Annotated in this window: 16 protein-coding genes; 5 read left to right on the top strand and 11 right to left on the bottom strand. The window is 59.5% G+C overall.

Going from position 1 to position 15257, the window contains the following annotated elements; all coding sequences use genetic code 11:
- Nucleotides 1–61: 61 nt before the first annotated feature.
- From STHERM_RS07625 to STHERM_RS11350, 7 genes are all read right to left on the bottom strand, one after another.
- On the bottom strand, nucleotides 62–928 hold the full coding sequence (locus STHERM_RS07625) for a carbohydrate ABC transporter permease (protein ID WP_013314314.1): 867 nt from the start codon (nucleotides 926–928) through the stop codon (nucleotides 62–64).
- 1 nt (nucleotide 929) lies between these two features.
- Nucleotides 930–1847, bottom strand: a complete 918-nt coding sequence (locus STHERM_RS07630; RefSeq protein WP_041623438.1) for a carbohydrate ABC transporter permease — start codon at nucleotides 1845–1847, stop codon at nucleotides 930–932.
- Nucleotides 1848–1911: 64 nt separating this feature from the next.
- The gene (locus STHERM_RS07635) at nucleotides 1912–3309 is read right to left on the bottom strand and encodes an ABC transporter substrate-binding protein (protein ID WP_013314316.1); all 1398 of its coding nucleotides are present in this window, start codon (nucleotides 3307–3309) and stop codon (nucleotides 1912–1914) included.
- A gap of 144 nt (nucleotides 3310–3453) precedes the next feature.
- A complete protein-coding gene (locus STHERM_RS07640) occupies nucleotides 3454–5322 on the bottom strand; it encodes a methyl-accepting chemotaxis protein (RefSeq protein WP_013314317.1) in 1869 nt (622 codons plus the stop codon).
- Nucleotides 5323–5459: 137 nt separating this feature from the next.
- Nucleotides 5460–6527, bottom strand: coding sequence for a LacI family DNA-binding transcriptional regulator (locus STHERM_RS07645; protein WP_013314318.1), 1068 nt, complete (start codon nucleotides 6525–6527; stop codon nucleotides 5460–5462).
- 69 nt (nucleotides 6528–6596) lie between these two features.
- Nucleotides 6597–6770 carry a hypothetical protein gene (locus tag STHERM_RS11880; protein ID WP_013314319.1) on the bottom strand — a complete coding sequence of 58 codons (174 nt, stop codon included), beginning with the start codon at nucleotides 6768–6770 and terminating at the stop codon, nucleotides 6597–6599.
- A gap of 135 nt (nucleotides 6771–6905) precedes the next feature.
- Nucleotides 6906–8819, bottom strand: a complete 1914-nt coding sequence (locus STHERM_RS11350; RefSeq protein WP_013314320.1) for an LVIVD repeat-containing protein — start codon at nucleotides 8817–8819, stop codon at nucleotides 6906–6908.
- 137 nt (nucleotides 8820–8956) lie between these two features.
- Between STHERM_RS11350 and STHERM_RS07655 the strand changes: the two genes are divergently transcribed.
- From STHERM_RS07655 to STHERM_RS07675, 5 genes are all read left to right on the top strand, one after another.
- A complete protein-coding gene (locus STHERM_RS07655; RefSeq protein ID WP_148223891.1) occupies nucleotides 8957–9643 on the top strand; it encodes a hypothetical protein in 687 nt (228 codons plus the stop codon).
- Between the two features lie 237 nt (nucleotides 9644–9880).
- Nucleotides 9881–10537, top strand: coding sequence for a TetR/AcrR family transcriptional regulator (locus STHERM_RS07660; RefSeq protein ID WP_013314322.1), 657 nt, complete (start codon nucleotides 9881–9883; stop codon nucleotides 10535–10537).
- Nucleotides 10538–10587: 50 nt separating this feature from the next.
- Complete coding sequence (locus STHERM_RS07665) at nucleotides 10588–11487, top strand: hypothetical protein (protein WP_013314323.1); 900 nt, start codon at nucleotides 10588–10590, stop codon at nucleotides 11485–11487.
- On the top strand, nucleotides 11484–12521 hold the full coding sequence (locus STHERM_RS07670; RefSeq protein ID WP_013314324.1) for a phytoene desaturase family protein: 1038 nt from the start codon (nucleotides 11484–11486) through the stop codon (nucleotides 12519–12521). The genes STHERM_RS07665 and STHERM_RS07670 overlap by 4 nt, the downstream gene beginning before the upstream one ends.
- A gap of 87 nt (nucleotides 12522–12608) precedes the next feature.
- Nucleotides 12609–12965 (top strand): FAD-dependent oxidoreductase, encoded by a 357-nt coding sequence (locus tag STHERM_RS07675; RefSeq protein WP_041623440.1) that lies wholly within the window; start codon nucleotides 12609–12611, stop codon nucleotides 12963–12965.
- Nucleotides 12966–13134: 169 nt separating this feature from the next.
- Here the strand turns inward: STHERM_RS07675 and STHERM_RS07680 are convergent, their stop codons facing one another.
- The 4 genes from STHERM_RS07680 to STHERM_RS07695 all read right to left on the bottom strand — a co-directional run bounded on the left by STHERM_RS07680 (nucleotide 13135) and on the right by STHERM_RS07695 (nucleotide 15199).
- Nucleotides 13135–13932 (bottom strand): class I SAM-dependent methyltransferase, encoded by a 798-nt coding sequence (locus tag STHERM_RS07680; protein ID WP_013314326.1) that lies wholly within the window; start codon nucleotides 13930–13932, stop codon nucleotides 13135–13137.
- Nucleotides 13933–13968: 36 nt separating this feature from the next.
- Nucleotides 13969–14271, bottom strand: coding sequence for a hypothetical protein (locus tag STHERM_RS07685; RefSeq protein ID WP_158304549.1), 303 nt, complete (start codon nucleotides 14269–14271; stop codon nucleotides 13969–13971).
- A gap of 165 nt (nucleotides 14272–14436) precedes the next feature.
- Nucleotides 14437–14634, bottom strand: coding sequence for a hypothetical protein (locus STHERM_RS07690; RefSeq protein ID WP_013314328.1), 198 nt, complete (start codon nucleotides 14632–14634; stop codon nucleotides 14437–14439).
- A gap of 19 nt (nucleotides 14635–14653) precedes the next feature.
- Nucleotides 14654–15199 (bottom strand): hypothetical protein, encoded by a 546-nt coding sequence (locus tag STHERM_RS07695; RefSeq protein WP_013314329.1) that lies wholly within the window; start codon nucleotides 15197–15199, stop codon nucleotides 14654–14656.
- Nucleotides 15200–15257: the final 58 nt, after the last annotated feature.

The raw sequence follows: 15257 nt of genomic DNA on the forward strand, positions 1-15257 counted from the left end.
CAGACAGTACATACCCTCCCCGGCACACCATACCGAGGCACCCCTCTTTCGAGCACACACCTTATCCCTTTATACCCGAATGAGCCGCCATCTCGGTGATCTGCTTCTGGAACAGGACGAAGAGCACCACCGGCGGAATCACCGCGAACACGATGGCCCTGAGGATATCCACCTCGGTGGTGTAGCTCCCCCTGAACTGGAAGAGCCGCACCATCACCGTCTCGAGCCCCGAATTGGTGAGCACCAGGTACGGCAGGAGGAAATCCGACCAGGCCGCATTCACGGCATAGATCACCACCACCATCACGATCGGCCTGCTCAGCGGCAGCACCACCCTCCGGAAGATCTGGAACTCATTGCACCCGTCCAGCCTCGAAGCCTCGACGAGCGACTGCGGGATGGTATCGAAGAAGTTCTTGAAGAGGATCACGTAGAAGGCATTCGCCCCGAACGAGAACCAGATGGGAAAGAACGTACCGACCATCCCCAAACGCACGATGTTCATGAACAGCGGCACGATGCTCGTGGTAGGCGGTATGAGGAGGCTCCAGAGCACTAAAGTGAAGACGAGCTTCGACCCCCGCGGCCTCACCTTCGAGAGGGCGTACGCGAGCAGACCGTTGAAGAAGACCGCAGAGATCACACACCCCGTCACCGAAATGAGCGAATTCCGGTAGTACCGCACGAACTTGAGATCGTTCCACGTCTTCACGAACCTGCTGAAATCGAACGACCGAGGGAGGAAGGTCGGCTCCCTCACGAACTCCCGGATATCCTTGAAACTCGCGAAGAAGAGCCAGAGAATGGGAGCGAACGCCACCACCACGAAGAAGACACACAGCAGGATGAGCCCTATGTAGCCCATGAGCACCACGGGCGAACGCAGGTCGTGGTCTCGGATGATGCCGTACTGCTTCTGAATGAACATGCTAGGCCCCCTGGGTGTCCTGTTCCTTCACCAGCTTGAAATACAACCAGGTGAGGAACACGAGGATGAGCGAGATGATGACCGACACCGCCCCGGCCTTGGGATAGTCGTACTTCTCGAACGCATACCTGAAGACCAGGAGCATGAGGGACACCGATGCGTTGTTGGGCCCCCCGTTCGTCATCACGAGCGGTTCGTAGAGGATCTGGAAGACGAAGATGATCTGCAGGATGAGCAAGGTACGTGCGAGGTTGAAGATCTGGGGAATGGTGATGTGGCGGACCCTCGCCCATATCCCCGCCCCGTCTATAATCGAAGCCTCGTAGAGCTCCGAGGGAATTCCCTGCAACCCCGCGATGTAGATGAGCGTGGTCGCCCCTGCGCTCTTCCAGGTGAGCGTCGCTACGATGAGGGGGATCGTCCACTGGGGATTGCTGAGCCAGGGCTGAGGAGGATATCCAAGCTTCCCCAGGAGGATGTTGAGCGCACCCGTCTCTCCGGGCCTGAAGAGAAAGGCCCACAGCAGCACCGTGGCCATCCCCGGCACCACGTTGGGGAGGTATACCCCTATCTTGTAGAACGACCTGAATGCGAACATCTCGTTGATGGAGACAGCCATCACTATCGGCACCATGAACCCGATCACCAGCGACCAGAAGGTGTAGAGGAAGGTGTTGCGGACCGCTGCCCAGAAGTCTGGATGCCGCACCACATCCACGTAATTCTTGAACCCCACGAACTCCTGGAGACGCACCCCCTTCGCCGAATAGAGGGAAAGTCGAATACTCTCCAGAAGGGGCTCCCACACGAAGAAGGCGAAGAGCACCACCGTGGGAAGCATGAGGAGCCACCCTGCCGCATCCCAGGGAGAAACCCTCCCCCTTCCTGTGCCTGAAATCCCTCGCTGTAACGTACCCATGAATACTCCTTGCGGTTGAGAGATCCGGAAGAGGGGCGTGCCCGTAGGCACGCCCCGAGGCATACTACTTGTTGTTCACCTGCGCATCGAGGAGCGACTGGAAGTTCTTCTGGGCCCTCGCGAGCAGGGTATCGATGTCGGCGTTCTCGTCGGTGAGCACCGCCTGGAGCAACTTGGTGAGCTCGGCGTAGAGGTCCTGCGCGAGCATGGGCTCCTCCGGCCTGAGGACACCGGGCTTCTTGATCACGTCATAGTAGTCCTGGTAGAGCCTCATGTCCACGTTGCGGTACTCGGCGAGGATCTCGTCCTGCACCTTGAGGTACTCAGGATCGGTCCATGCGGGGAAGGTGGGGATCACGGGCACACCGTTGGCCTTGCGGTTGGCCGCATCGGCCCTGAGCCCCTCGATCACGTCGTCGGTGAGCACGGGGGCCTTACCCATGATCTCGAGATATCCGAGCGCCGCCAGGACCTCGTCCTTCGTGGCGTTCGCGGCGAACATGTACGGCGTACCACCCATGAGCGAATACTGTCCCCCCGGACCGGCAGGCACCGGCACCAGCGCCAGATCCTCGACAGGAAGCCCGTACGTCATGGTGGGCTGGTTCACGGCGTCCTGGGCCGCGAGATACATGGCAGCAGTCCCGGTACCGATCCCCCTGAACCCGGTACCCCAGTCCTCGCTCGTGGGATCGGGAGTGAGCACATCATACTTCCACTTGAGATCGCGCACGAACTGGAGGGCGGCCTTCACCTCCGGGGTATCGATCTGGGCGATCCACTTGCCGTCCTTCTGGACCTCGAAGCGCGCACCGAAGCTCCACGCGATGTTCGTGAAGTGCCAGCCGCCCGCGTTGTCCTTGGCGAGGATGACCATACCGGCCTGGCCGGTCTTCTCCTTGATGATCTTCGCGGTCTCGGCGAGCTCCTGCCACGTCTTCGGATACTTGGGAAGACCGTTCGCATCGACAAGCCCCGCCTCGCGGAAGAGCGCCACGTTCAGCATGAGCCCGAGGGCATAGGCATCACGCGGCACGCCGTACACCCGACCGTTCTCATCCGAGAGAAGCTGGCGGACCGAGGGGTTCATCTTGTCGATCCAGCCGAGCTGGACGAGCTCATCGGTGACATCCTTCACGAAGCCGCCGGCGATGAGCTTCTGGGGCTCGGTGAACCACGTCTCGAAGATCGTGGGAAGCTGGCCCGACTCGGCGAGCGGGACGAAGGTATCCACGCTGTACTTGTAGTGCTGGGGCACCACCTTCACATTGGGATACTTCTGCTGGAACCGCTTCACGTACTCCTTGTGGAGTTCGATGTCGCCGGTCATGGTCTCCTCGGGCCAGATGCCCAGCTTGAGGACCACCATCTCCTTCTGGGCCGACTGCTCGCCCGCACCGCCGGCACTCAGGGTGCCTACGAGAAGGAGCAGCAGGGCCACCAGGGAAACAACTCGTTTCATCAAACCCTCCTCACAATACACAGGGTCTTTTCGCCCCGAGGGCGAAACCTGCACCGCAGGTTTAACGTTAAACTATTCTAACCCCGGTTACTCCACCTGTCAAGCTTTTCTTTGCTCTTCGTGCACTCCCGGCTCCGTCGGAGCCTAGTACTGTATGACCTCTTCGGATATCGAGAAATACCCCATCTCCCGTTCCAGGACCTCCCCCGCCCTGTTGAGCCGTTCCGCGGTGAGGGCCGTCTCGTCGGCCACCCTGGTGAGCTCTTCCGATTCGCCGGCGATCCTGTGCATCGCCTCTCGCACCCCCGCGGCCACCCGCCGAAGCCGCTCGCTCCCCTCACGCACCACGTCGCGTTGCCCGCTCAGAACCTGTGACGACTCCTTGATCAACCCCGACGCGGTCCGCAGCTCCTCCACGGCCTCCAGGATCTCCCGGCTCCCCGCGGCACTCTCCCTGATCCGCTCGTGCATCTCGTGAAACGAGGCCGACACCTCCCCGATGTGTCCTTCCATCACCCCGAACGCGGCGAGCATCCTCCCGCTCCCCTCCTGGATCTGCCGCAGCTCATCCATCATCTCCAGCACCCCCCGGTGTATCCCCTCGGCCTCCCTCGTGGCGGTCTCGGCCAGCTTCCGTATCTCCTGGGCCACCACAGAGAAGCCCCTCCCCGCCTCACCCGCCCGCGCCGCCTCTATGGCCGCGTTCATGGCCAGGATGTTCGTCCTGTCGCCCACGTCCTTTATCACATCCACCATGCGCTGTACCCTGTCCATCCACTGACCGAGTTGCTCTATACGCTCGCCCACCGCGAAGACCACCTCCCGGGCCTCCCGCGTCTCCCCTTCCAGCCTCAGGGCCACCGCGTTGTCCCTTTCGGCGAGCGAAGCCACGCCCCGGAGACTCGCGATGATTTCCTCGATCGCGCTCGAGGACTGCTCCACCATCGCCGTCTGGGACCGCACCTGTTCCTCCAGCCGATCGATCTGCTGGGAGATCCCACGGGCGGCATCCGACGTGGCCCCCGCCACCCGTTCCAGCTCTTCCACCTCCCCGAGCACCGTCGAGAGCTCCTCACCTATCCTCTTCACCCTCGCATCCGCGATCTGGGTGCCGTGGAACAGCAGATCCCCCGCCTCCCGGTTCAGCCTCACCGTCTCCCTGAGCGAGGCGATCACCCGGGAAAGGGCACCGACGAAACGGTTCATGCCCTCCATCACCTGCTGGAACTCGTCCTTCACCTTCTCCACCTTGAACCGCACCGAGAGATCACCCGTGCCCAGGGTCGAGAGCCCGGCGACCACCCGTTCCGTGGCACGCGAAAGGCCCCGCCCCGTCCGCAACGAGAGCAAGAACGCAACGAAGAAGAGGAGCACGAGAAACCCGCCGGTCACGAGCAAGGCACGCTGCTCCGTGCGGTCGAGCGCCTCATTGATGAAGGCCTTCTGCTCCTCGAATACGGCGAGCGAAGAGTCCAGGCTGGAGGAGAGGGTCTCCCCCACGGTGTAGAAGAGCTCGAGGGTCTTGAGAGCCTCTGCGTAACGCTCCTCCTTCCCCCGCAGGATGGCGGTGTCGCTATAGAACCTGCGGGGGATCACCGGAGACGGATTGCCGTACACCTCGGCCGCATACTCGTAGAGCGACTCGTAGAGCCGGCGGAACCCCGTGAGATTGCGATCGTTGAGCTCCTGGAGCTCCTCTATGGTGGCGAGGGCATCGGAGAGAGCCGCCCCCCGCCTCCGGATCTCCCGGATGCCGGCGACCTCTGCGAACTCGCGCGAGAGCACATCCATAGCCCCCCGGAGGAGTTCACGGCCACGGTTGAACGCGAGGGTATCGAGGCGGTTCACCACGTAGCGCAGATTCCTCAAGGAGGTCTCGGCCCGAACGAGCACCTCCTGCTCCCGACGCATGACCTGGAACGGCGCCAGGAGGAAGAAATAGAGGGCCACCGTCGAGACGAAGAGTACGATCACACTGTTCACGAGCAGGAGGAGACGCGTTCTGATCTTCATGTGAGCATCCTGTCACGGTAAGGATGACGGGAACTCCATTCCGGCGGTTTAACGTTAAACACGATTACATAGTACCCCCCTCTTTCCACTCCGTCAAGGATTTCCGCACCGGCGCCAGAGGCGCATGCACTCCCGCTTCAGGACCGCCTCTCGGCCACACTGGAACGTTCAACCAGGCGCACCGAGAAGACCACCTCCCTCTGCGGGATGGGCTTTCCCTCGAGAAAGTCGATGAGGAGGTTGGCCGCCATCACCCCCTTCTCCTCCACATCCTGATGTATGGTGGTGAGAGGCGGATGGGTGAACCGGCTCATCGGGAGGTCGTCGAAGCCCACGATCGAGAGATCCTCGGGCACCCGCCTTCCCAGATCCTGCGTCCCCAGCAGGATACCCGCCGCGAGGCTGTCGGCCGTTGCGAATACCGCCGTGATACCGGCATCCCGCGAGAGTTTGTAGGCCAGCTTTTTCCCCTCCTCCACGGTGATGTCCTGGATGAACACGTCTTCCTCCCTGAACGGAAGTCCCGCCTCCTCGAGAGCGTCGCGATACCCGCGGAAGCGCTCGGCGACCACCCCACCGTCCAGGATCTCCGGCCCTGCGAACGCGATGCGAGTATGTCCCTTCTGGATGAGGTACTTGGTGGCGAGATAACCTCCCTTGTAGTCTTCGAGCCCCACCTTGAAGACCCTGTCGCTCTCCACGTCGATGTAGCTGTCGATCAGCACGAGGGGTGTACCCGAGGAGAGGAGGAGGTCGAAGAACTCGTCCTTGAAGAGCCCCACCACTATCACGCCGTCCATGTTCCAGTGCTTGAGGAGCGAGTACAACTCCCTGGTGTCGTCCACCGTCCGCAGCATGAGGAAGTAGTCGCGCCCCCTGAGCGTACGCTCTATACCCCCGACGAAGGTCCCGTGGAAGAGATCCTGGAGGAAGCTTCCATGCTGACTGGGAATGAGGTGGTTGATCACCCCGATGATGCGTGATTGCTGCTTCACGAGCGACCGCGCGAACATGTTGGGGGTGTAGTTGTACTTGCGGATGATGCTCCTCACCTTCTCCACCGTGGCGGGCGAGACCCTGTGGTACCGTCCATGGATCACATTCGACACCGTGGTCACACTCACATTGGCCTCGCGGGCGATATCCTTTATGGTGACGCTGTCAGGCTGGGGCTTCCGCCCCCTCCGGTCGCCGGTCCGTGCCATAGACGCTCCTTATGAAACCTTCTTTACCATAATTCCCCCTCCGCGTCACGGGGTTCGTTCGATCATCCACTACATATATCGACAGGGTATCAAGGATAAGGGACGGAAGTACTCGGCGGTGCAGTTCATGAGGATCCCGTCCACGATCCCCACCCGGGTCTTGCGGAGGGTGCGCACCACGGGAAGTTCGTTGAAGGCTGCAACCGCGGCCTCCAGGGCCCGGAAGGCCGCCCGCACCCCCACTCGAGGCCGCCCGCCACGCGGTCGAGCCAGGTCAGAACAGGGAGTCGGCCGTCCTCGGATCGTCGAGAAAGGGCCGGGTCCGCCGGTCGGTGATCAGTGCGATACCCCACGCCACCATCTCGAAGCTCCGGATTCCTACTCACCTATACGCATCACCACGAGGCCGCCGTCATAATCTGCGGGAGAGCCATCCGCCACATAGACATAACGGCCCTCCACCGCCACTCCCCTCGCCCAGCTATCCGTATCCTCACGTCCCCTCACCTCAGGAACGGCGGGATCACTCACATCCACCACAACGAGTCCCTCATTCTCGGCCGCGACACAGACGTAAGGTCCGATCAGAGCCACATCCTGCGCATTTCCATCCGTACTCACCCGTCCCTTCACCGCAGGCGAAACAGGATCGCTCACATCCACCACCACAAGACCCTCGGGACCGGCGGCCACATAGACATGGTCTTCATCCGCTGCAAGAGCAGCTATGGGCAGATTCTCAAGTATCTCCACCTTTTTAGGGGGCGCAGGAGAGAGGGGATCACTCACATCCACCACAAGGAGTTCGTTCCCATCACCCACGTAAACATACCTTCCAGTCCCGGTCACTCCTCTCGCTCCTTTTTTCGCAGGAATCAGGGCCTTCACCTCGGGATGAGCAGGGTCACCGACATCGACCACGAGGGCCCCGGTAGCCCAATCCGCCACATAGACATACTCCCCAACCACCGCAACCCCCTCCGCATAGCAGGAAAGTCGTCCCCTCACCTCAGGTGCAGTCGGGATTGTCATATCCACCACGACGAGTCCCTCCGGACCGTCCGCAATGTACGCATACCCCCCATGGAGAGCCACCCCATAGCCCCGGCCGTCTGTATCCACCTGAGCCACCAGCCGGGGATGAGAGCGATCGCTCACATCCACCACGAGAAGACGACCGGCATCATCGACCACACAGGCATACCCTTCCGCCACGTCGACGCCTGTGGGACTCCCCACTGTATCCACCTTCCCGACCACCTGAGGCACACCGGGGCTCCCCACATCCACCACGAAAAGGCCGGTAGACCACTCTGCCGCGTAGAGATACCCCTCTGAGACGACAAGTCCCTCCACTCGATATCCTCCTGCTTCCACTTCTCCCACCACCTCAGGGGCGGCAGGATCACTCACATCCACCACGAGGATATTCCCGCTGCTATAGCCATAGACATACTGTCCGGCCAGTCCCACCGCGCGGATACCTCTCAATTGATCCATCCGTGCTTCAACCTGTGGGTTCCCGGGATCACTCACATCGACCACGAGAAGACCCGCGGACCAATCCGCCACGTAGAGATGCGTGTCCCCTGCGGCGAGTCCTTCCACATCTCCACTCGCCTCCAATGTTCCCTTTACTTGGAGCTCTGAAGGGTCACTCACATCCACCACGAATACAGTGGACTCATACCCAGTGTGTACATAGGCGTAGTCGCCGGCCACCACTACTCCACTCCCACGGCCGACGTTCTCCACCCGTGAGACCACCCGAGGGGCAGCAGGATCACCCACGTCCACCACCACGAACCCTTCGGAACCAGCCGTCACATAGGCGTACCCCCCGCTCACGTCCACCCCTGTCATATAACCGGTTGTCTCCACATGCCCCACCGGCCGAGGGGACACAGGATCGGTCACATCCACCACCAGAAGCCCGCCCTCACCAGCCGCCACATAGGCGTATCCCCCACTCACGTCCACCTCGTTCGCAAAGCCTCCTGTACCTAGATGTCCTACCACCTGGGGAGTGGTAGGGTCGCTCACATCCACGACCATGAACCCAGCCGATCCAGCCGCCACATAGGCATAGGCTTCCTCTACTGCAACCCCGTACGGACGAGCACCTGTAGAGACCCATCCCATCTTTTCCACCGGCACCGGCGGCATGGGAGTCTCGGCATCCTCGGAGAACGAACAGCCGAGAGAAAGTCCCACGAAGAGAAGGCCCAGGCCTACCACCAGAAACCTCTTCACCGCGACACACTTCCCGGCGAAGAGTACTCCTTCTACCATAACAGTAACAATATACCCCTGTGGCCTCACCTCATCCAGAGACACGGTCACATCATGACAGTCACTCGATGATCAGGTCATGAACATGCGCGAGCCCACCTGCAGGTGCGTAGGATCCAGCGGAGGAAGAGGAATACGTGCGACAACAGAAGCTCGCACAGGTCGAAGCGCGGAACCGACCCGAAGTCCTTGTGGGACACAGAGAACCGCACTATACTGTATGGGGGCTTGAGAGGCATCACAGTCCGGCACCCTGGACCATCGGAATCTCGTGCTCCGGCCAAGGAGAGAACGGGAATGCGGTCACCATGGACGAGGAAAGGTGCCTCCGGCGGAAAAGGAGCAGAAAGGGGGAGGATACGATGAAACATCTCCCCAACGTCCTCCTGGCAAGCATAGTGGTGGGCTGTTCGTTGTGTATCACCTGTATCACCGGTCCCCATGGCGAAGAGGAGTGGGTGGTGGAACGGGTGGAGTATTCCACACAATACGACAGGTTGGAAATCATACTCGCAAACGTCGAGGACATAAGTTCGTACGACTACTTCGAAGACGCGGGAGCGGCCAACCGATTCGATTTCTACGATGCCTTCTCATTCAGCGACGGTAAGTTGCGGATACAGGGCCCTCCGGACTTATACGCTGACCGCCTCGTATTTTTCGACATAGATCCTCCTCTGGATCAGACGACCGACGAAGGAATCAGTCTCATCTTCCATTCCGAGGTCACGTTCTACAAAGCAGAAGTATACGAATTCCACATCGACATGGCAGCCGAATGTCACTTCAAGGACCAGGCGGTACCCATAACGTTCGTCCCCTGATCCAGGCCTCGTGAGAACCGAGTCCTCCATATCCGAGGCCCATGTGAAAGGTCACGTCTTCACTGCATCTCGTACAGCGCTACTCTAGTAATGAACCGATAACACCTCCTCTTCTGTGTACCGAGAGGTCTGAACGCGATGCCATCTCATGATGAGATCCTATCGAGCGACTTGACAGGACGGGAAAACAGTGATACAATATTTTTGATTGACTAGTAAATCAAAAAAGGAAGTCACATGTCACCACGAGATCGGGAAGAAAATACAAGGATCCGGGATGAGCGAAGGGAACAGATACTCTCCGGCGCACTGGAGGTCTTCATCCAAAAGGGCTACACGGCGACAAAGATCCATGAGATCGCTGCAGTCGCCGGTATCAGCCACGGACTGGTCTACCACTACTTCAGATCGAAAGAAGAGATCTATGCAGAACTGGTCGGCCGTCTCGTGAGGAGCACGGAAGCAACCGCCCGAGTCGCACACGAATCCGGGGATCCGCGGTCCACGCTCCTTCGTGTACTGGATCTCATGCTTCAGGGGATGGAGAAGGAACCGGCCTACTACATCCTGGCCGCTCAGATCATGCTGATGGCGGAGGCCCTCCCCTCCCAAGCAAATGACATATTCAGGAGCGGCATGGAGAGCGCCCGTGCCGTTGCCGCGGTGATCGCCGAAGGTCAGAGAACAGGCTGTTTCCGCGAAGGAGACCCCCTCCAGCACTTCGTCCTTCTCTATTCGGCGATCACCGGGCTCGCCATTACCCGGAACACGAGCCTCAAGATGGGAGGGGAACCGGTGACGGTGGACGCGGCCACCCTCCTGAGACTCATCGAATCCCGTCGGAGTACGGAGGAGCCACGCACCGAGCGTTCCTTGGAGCAGACTCCCGAGTGAGTATCTTCTCCAGGAATCGTCACATCACACGAGAAAGAAAGGAGTGTGCTATGCCCACCTACCTTCTCGGCATCCTCTCGGCACTCGCAGCAGGAGTCGCTTTCAATCTCGGCCTCGTCCTCCAGAAGGTGGCCGTGGCCCGCGTGCCCAAGGAGACCCCCCACCTCATGCGTCACGTGGTACAAAGCCCTCTCTGGCTCGTGGGATTCGGTCTCCAGTTCCTCTTCGGCACCCCTCTCAACATGCTCGCCCTGGGGCACCTCGGACCTGCCATCGTACCGGGGCTGATGAGCATGGGACTCATCGTCCTGGCCCTGGCAGGCATGCTCATCGCCCGGGAATCCGTCCGGCTCGAAGATGTAGCGGGGATCATCCTGGTGATGATCGCGGTCACCCTCTTCGGTCTCAGCGGACTCACGGTGGACATGAAGGGGGTCGACCTGCGCGATCCGGTTCTGTTCATGAGATTCATCATCTTCACCACGGCGGTCGCATCCCTTTCCATACTCTGTCACACGCTCAAAGGGAGTATGAAGAGGCACGAAGGGATCCTGCACATTCTCAATGCCGGGCTCCTCTATGTGCAATCGAACCTCTGGCTCGCCTTCCTCATGGGACATCTCATGCGGTGGAGTTCGGGTAGCCTCAGCCATTCCGAGCTCACCTTCATGGGACTGGCCTCTCTGGTGATCTTCACGGCAAGCATCTTCGGGATCGCCGAAACCCAGCGGGCTTTCCGATCAGGGGATGCGGTAAGGCTGGTTCCGATCCAGAATCTTCCCCAGCAGGTCCTCCCTCTTGTGAGCTACTTTACAGTGTTCGCCCTTTCACCGCCGAGGCCGTCGTCCCTCCCCCTTGGGGGTACGGGAGCCCTTCTCATCATCGTGGGATCGGGTCTCCTCGCACGAAGACAGATGGAACTTCAATCGATCGAAGGAGGAACGACATGAGAGACACCGATGTCATCGTGATCGGGGCCGGTATCGGGGGGCTCACCACGGCCGCCTATCTCGCCCGAGCCGGTATGGACGTACATGTCTTCGAACAGCACACCGTTCCCGGAGGATACGTCTCCTCGTTTCAAAGGAAGGGGTTCACCTTCCCTGGGGGGACCACTTCCCTCTGTTCGAGCGGGATCGTCCTTCCCATCCTGGAGGATCTCGGGCTGCATGACCGACTCCGATTCATCAGGGCGGACTACCAGTTGAGCTGGGAAACCTACGATATCCCCCTGCACTCCTCCACACAGGTGTGCGAGGCGTTCTCCCGTGTATTTCCTCACGAGCGCCGACACCTCAAACGCTACTTCTCATGGGTGAAGGCGGGAGAGGCGGCATTCAAAGCCATGCACGAGAGCAACGTGATGTTCGGGGGTGGAAAGGGTGCCCTCCGCACCATGTGTCGCCTGATACTCAAGAATCCCCGCGCCCCATGGGCCATGGCGAAGGCCCATAAGCAGACCAATCACGATCTCCTCACCAGGTATTTCGCCGATCCAACGCTGAGGAGGCTCCTCGGCATTCTCGGTTACCCCGTGATGGATGGCCTCGTGACCCTGGGCATGTGGTACTCCTTCTTCCACGACTACCACATGCCCATCGGAGGGATGCAGGTAATCCCCGAGGCATTCGTCTCGTACATCACGGGCCACGGCGGGACGATCCATCTCGGGAAGGGGGTGAGTCGCATCCTGGTAAAGGACAGGAGGGTCACAGGGGTCCGGCTGGAAGACGGAAGCGAAGTGAGCGCCCGATACGTGGTAACCGCCGCAGATATGCGCACTTCCCTCCTGGGATTGCTCGGGGAAGAGCACCTCCCGACGCCTTTCCTCGAGGCGCTGAAGAAGGGTTCCCCTTCGGAGTCGATGTTCGTGGTATATCTGGGTATCGATCATGACGAAGAGCTCGCATCGAGTCTGAATCGATTCCATGCGAACCATGTCACCTTCGATCCTGGCGAGAGGGAACCGTTTCACGTGGTATAGCTCGACAGGGACGACCCCTCCGTGGTTCCAGAAGGATGCCATGCCCTGTGGCTGGGATATTCCAGTCCCTACGAACGGTGGAAAGGGATGAGCCGTGAAGCCTATAGAGAGCAAAAGCAGAAGGAAGCCTGGAGGCTCATCAAAGAGGTGGAGGAATTCATACCCGGGCTCAGTGCGCACATAAGGGTGATGGAGAGCGCCACCCCTCTCACGTTCGAACGGTATACCGGGAACTGGCGCGGGGCCACCGCGGGATGGAACTGGGATCCATCCCGTAATCCCCGCCTTCACCCTTCCAGGGATCTGGGCATAAGAGGGCTCTACTTCGCAGGTCACTGGGCACACTCCCCCGGAGGGGTGCCCACCGCCATGATCACGGCATGGTACGTCGCTCAGGGGCTTCTGCAAAGGAATACGGGCAAGGGGTACGACACCGCGCCGTGACAAGGAGGGCCTCGCTTCGGGGAGAGACTCCTGCTCACGCGTCCTTCACCTGCAAGATCACACGCCAGCTCAGCCGGGCCGGCGTGTCTTGCACGAGGCTCTCACCTCCTGAGCGATGGAACGGGCAACAGTCCACGTGTACGGCCGAGAAGGGGGAATCGATGGCACATCACTCCTTCACCCCAGTGAGGAATATCCTGTTGAAGCGCAGACGGACCATACCATCCTCTTCAGCCTGCCTCTCGAAAACCCCCTTCACTATCTCAACGAAGCGCTCGATGTACTCCTGAGTCAGCGCGATATCGTAGTAGGCCTCGTTCAGATACCCTGCTATCGCCCCGGATGAGAATATCCTGAACACCTCTTGGGGGGTATGCAATGTCACGATGCTCCTGAGCTCCACAAAGGTCACCTTGAATCCACAATCCTCGAAAAAGGATCTGTACTCTTCAGCCGTTTCGAGGAAGAACCACGGGTTCCTGAAGCGGGAGAAGATCCTCTTGGTTCGATCGTCTCTCATCACCATTTCGATCGCCTGGAGGAAATTAGGGCAATAGACGTTCCTCGCCGGAGCCTGGATGCCGATCCTGCCGTCCCTTCTCAGCGCCCGATGACAGTTCCGTATCGCCTTTTCGGGGTCCTCGAACCACTGGAACGAGGAATTGGCGAAGATCACATCGAATTCCTCCTGGTACTCCATCTCCTCCGCGCCCCTGAGTTCGAAACTCACATCGAGTCCCTCGACCCCTTTCCTGGCCTCCTCTATCATCCCCGGAGAGGGATCGATCCCCACGACCTTACCGCGCGTCAACCCCCTGATCCTCTTCGTGATGCCTCCTGTACCGCACCCCACATCCAGGACATCCTCACTGCCCTTTATCCCCAACAGATCCAGCAGGACATCCGAAGCTGCACGCTGAACAGAAGCCGCCCGTTCATATGTTCCTGAGATCCGGGAGAAATCCATTACCCCCTCCGCCGCTCGAGAAGAGGGGAGTCCGCCTCACGCTTCAGCCAAACGCACACGGCGGTCCTCCTCCGAGAACCTGAAGAAGGTCATACCGATGACACAGAGCCCCACGCTCTTCACCCCCATCGAAAGGAGGAATACTATCGTGAGCTCCATCGGGAATACGTACATCGTGGCGATCTTGGAAGCCATGCCCACTACCATGGAGACGATGATCGCAATACTCGCCCTGAAACCCATCCCATCTCCGATCCTGTGAAAGAAGAGGGCCATCTGGGAGGATATGATCACGCCCGCTGTTATCCCTGCGAAAAGAGCAGAGATTCCCAGGAGCATACCAGACACCTCCGGGCTCAGAACATGATCGGCCCCCTTGTTCATGGAAAGGGCGAAATTGATATCGGAAAAGGCCCAGAAGCATCTTTCCACGGCGTAGAGCACAAAGGAGGCGGACAGGAACCGTGCCGGCTTCTCCCCGAACCTTTCCCACGCTCCGGTGAATCAGATGCCCACAAAGAGTATCGAGACGATCAGAACGGGCTCCCCCACGCTTCCTATCACCAGATAGATGTCGGAAGGGACGACGAGTCTGCCCTGATACAGGCTCACAAAGCCATGCAGATCCGCCACGAACTGGGCGAACACACCGAGGATAATGCAGCCCATTCCACCAATCCGGGATTTTGCATCGGTACTCATTCCCGCATCCTCCACGCCGTCACGCGGCATTCAAGATGCCGAGACTGGACAACACTCCCATTACACTCATCAACAGGATAAAGGCGACAAGCACAATAGAGAGCACGGCCCAGAGCCTCCGGGGTCTTCTGTACCACGCACAGAGGAGATAGGAAAAGCCGAAGGAGTATACGACTGCCTCCGGTATTGCAAGAAGATGGTACGGGATGGGGAATTTCGTGTAGATGAACCCTTCAAACGATCCCACGGTAGGACCTATCGTCGAGACGAACGAGAGTCCCAGCACGAGAAGCCACAATGTGAGCCAGCCGTATGAGGCCTCGAGGAAGACCTTCCTGAATGGATAGAGGATGCAGGCAAGGAGTATCCCCCTGAAGACCTGCAACGCAGGACCAGCTGCCACCCAGGGGGAGTCCACCGGCCTCATGAATACGGAGAGCATCTCCCCGGCAAAGAGTTCCTTGTAGTTCATGAATACAAGCGCAAGTATTCCCGCAATGAAATATACGATGGTATGAATGGACACCACTCGCCACAAAAAAGTGCGAAAGGTATGCTCTTCCATATAAAAACCTCCTTCTATACTATTCTTTTCATATCTTCTGAAACAGGTTTCTGCAGCT

Origin of the sequence: Spirochaeta thermophila DSM 6192 (assembly GCF_000147075.1) — a bacterium.
Taxonomy (GTDB): Bacteria; Spirochaetota; Spirochaetia; order Winmispirales; family Winmispiraceae; genus Winmispira; species Winmispira thermophila_A.

Excerpts from the sequence above, each read along its gene's own strand:
- STHERM_RS07695 (WP_013314329.1), bottom strand. The coding sequence starts at position 15,199 with ATGGAAGAGCATACCTTTCGCACTTTTTTGTGGCGAGTGGTGTCCATT.
- STHERM_RS07660 (WP_013314322.1), top strand. The coding sequence starts at position 9,881 with ATGTCACCACGAGATCGGGAAGAAAATACAAGGATCCGGGATGAGCGA.
- STHERM_RS07630 (WP_041623438.1), bottom strand. The coding sequence starts at position 1,847 with ATGGGTACGTTACAGCGAGGGATTTCAGGCACAGGAAGGGGGAGGGTT.
- STHERM_RS07640 (WP_013314317.1), bottom strand. The coding sequence starts at position 5,322 with ATGAAGATCAGAACGCGTCTCCTCCTGCTCGTGAACAGTGTGATCGTA.
- STHERM_RS07635 (WP_013314316.1), bottom strand. The coding sequence starts at position 3,309 with ATGAAACGAGTTGTTTCCCTGGTGGCCCTGCTGCTCCTTCTCGTAGGC.
- STHERM_RS07685 (WP_158304549.1), bottom strand. The coding sequence starts at position 14,271 with ATGCTCCTGGGAATCTCTGCTCTTTTCGCAGGGATAACAGCGGGCGTG.
- STHERM_RS11350 (WP_013314320.1), bottom strand. The coding sequence starts at position 8,819 with ATGGTAGAAGGAGTACTCTTCGCCGGGAAGTGTGTCGCGGTGAAGAGG.
- STHERM_RS07675 (WP_041623440.1), top strand. The coding sequence starts at position 12,609 with ATGAGCCGTGAAGCCTATAGAGAGCAAAAGCAGAAGGAAGCCTGGAGG.
- STHERM_RS07680 (WP_013314326.1), bottom strand. The coding sequence starts at position 13,932 with ATGGATTTCTCCCGGATCTCAGGAACATATGAACGGGCGGCTTCTGTT.
- STHERM_RS07670 (WP_013314324.1), top strand. The coding sequence starts at position 11,484 with ATGAGAGACACCGATGTCATCGTGATCGGGGCCGGTATCGGGGGGCTC.
- STHERM_RS07625 (WP_013314314.1), bottom strand. The coding sequence starts at position 928 with ATGTTCATTCAGAAGCAGTACGGCATCATCCGAGACCACGACCTGCGT.
- STHERM_RS07645 (WP_013314318.1), bottom strand. The coding sequence starts at position 6,527 with ATGGCACGGACCGGCGACCGGAGGGGGCGGAAGCCCCAGCCTGACAGC.
- STHERM_RS07690 (WP_013314328.1), bottom strand. The coding sequence starts at position 14,634 with ATGAGTACCGATGCAAAATCCCGGATTGGTGGAATGGGCTGCATTATC.
- STHERM_RS07665 (WP_013314323.1), top strand. The coding sequence starts at position 10,588 with ATGCCCACCTACCTTCTCGGCATCCTCTCGGCACTCGCAGCAGGAGTC.